1 protein-coding gene is annotated in these 1,843 nt (G+C 61.6%); it reads right to left on the reverse strand.

The window, feature by feature from the left end; genetic code table 11:
- Positions 1 to 66 precede the first annotated feature (66 nt).
- Positions 67 to 1,344, reverse strand: a complete 1,278-nt coding sequence (ltrA, locus tag ACL03I_RS39245; RefSeq protein WP_412808632.1) for a group II intron reverse transcriptase/maturase — start codon at positions 1,342 to 1,344, stop codon at positions 67 to 69.
- Between the last annotated feature and the right edge of the window lie 499 nt (positions 1,345 to 1,843).

Here is a 1,843-nt window from a genome sequence, read left to right on the forward strand (position 1 = left end):
CGAGGTGAGTCGGCGGCGAGGATCTCACCCGCCGCCGCTCTCAGAACCGTGCTTGACAGTCTCCCGTCACACGGCTCCCACTGTCGAACCGCTGGGCAACGCACCCTGTTTCCAGTGCGCGAACATGCCGGGATAGGTTGAGGCGAACTCAGCCATCTTCCGGCGTGCCCGTCCTATGGCACGGCGATACCGCTTGTATTTCCTCATCGCCCATTTCACGAGAAACGGGTTGATCTGGCGTTCCAGGAAACTGATCAACTCGGACTTGTAGAAGTACGCGTAATAGTTGATCCAGCCCGCCACGACGGGGTTGATCATCGCGGCGATCTCTTTCAAGCTCAGCGCGGTCCAGCGGCCCAACTGCCAGTTCCGGATGGTCCTGGCCATGGACTTCTTGGCCTGCTTGCTCACCGCGGGCAGGAACCCGGTCTTGAGTCGCCCGTCCCGCAGACGAGATGCCCGTCGCCGGAACGTGAACCCCAGGAAGGTGAACTCGGTGACCGGAAACTCCAGGTCCCGACCCTCCTGCTTGCAGTACACGATCCGGGTCTTGTCCGGGTGCAGTGCCAGACCGAAACGCCCCAGCCTGCGCGCGATGGCATCACGCACGAACTCCGCTTGCTTCTCGCTGACACAGTGCACGATGGCGTCGTCGCAATACCGCTCGAACCTGACCGACCCCAGCTCCCGCTCCACCCAGGAGTCGAATGCATAGTGCATGAACAGGTTCGACAACAACGGCGAGATCGCAGACCCCTGCGCGGTCCCCTTGTCCCGCCTGATGAGCGTGCCGTCGGTCTGCTGCAGCGGAGCGGTGAGCCACCGCTTCACATACAGCACCACCCACGACAACCCGGTGTGACGTTCCACAGCAGCGACGATGGGATCATGCGGCACGTTGTCGAAGAAGCCCTGAATATCGAGGTCTATGACCCAGGGCTGTCGCCAACACCGCTGCTTGCACGTCTCCACCGCATCCAACGCCGACCGTCCGGGCCGATACCCATACGAATCAGGATGGAACACCTGTTCCGCTGACGGCGACAACACCATCGCCACCGCCGTCTGGGCGATCCGGTCCGCGACAGTCGGAACCCCAAGGGTTCGGACCCCGCCACCATGTTTCGGAATGTCCACCGCCCGCACAGGCGGCGGGAAATAGCTTCCCGATGACAACCGATTCCAGAGTTTGTACAGGTTGTTCTTCTCGTCCTGCTCGAACTCCGTCAACGACTGTCCGTCCACACCAGCTGCTCCCTTGTTGGCCTTGACCTTCAGATACGCCTCCCACACCAAAATCTTCGGGATATCGAACGGCTTGCCCACCGATCTCGTTCCGGTCATCGGATTCCTCCCATTACTGGTTGATCGTCGATCGAAACCCGACAGCACGCCCCCTTCGCTCCACCCCCATTACAGAGGCTTCACCACTACTACGGGGCGTTCCGCCCTCCTGACACGCCACCAGGGCTGCTCACCCTTCCCGCGACCGGCTCAACCACCGGCCGCCGTTTCGCGTCGAGGAGTTCTCCTGTTCCGTTGCAGAGCCTGGACCGAGCTCGCGCCACCTTCACGCCGGACACCACCAGACCAATCAGCAGGCTCCCGTCTGGCTCCTCCCGGGACAGCATTGAGGCCCCGGTTTCGATGTCACCTACATCTAACGACGCGTCATCAATGGTTCACTCACGTTCGCCTTCACGGCCCATACCTGCCCTGTCCTGCAGAGCTTTTCCCCGCACGCTCACCACCACGACTCATTCACCGCAGCAGCTCGAGGTGGTTTGACACCCGCACCTGCATGCCGATGCCGAAGGACCTACCTTCATCTCCACAACAGCAC

Origin of the sequence: Nocardia sichangensis, assembly GCF_047200615.1 — a bacterium.
In the GTDB taxonomy this organism is placed as follows: Bacteria; Actinomycetota; Actinomycetes; order Mycobacteriales; family Mycobacteriaceae; genus Nocardia; species Nocardia sichangensis.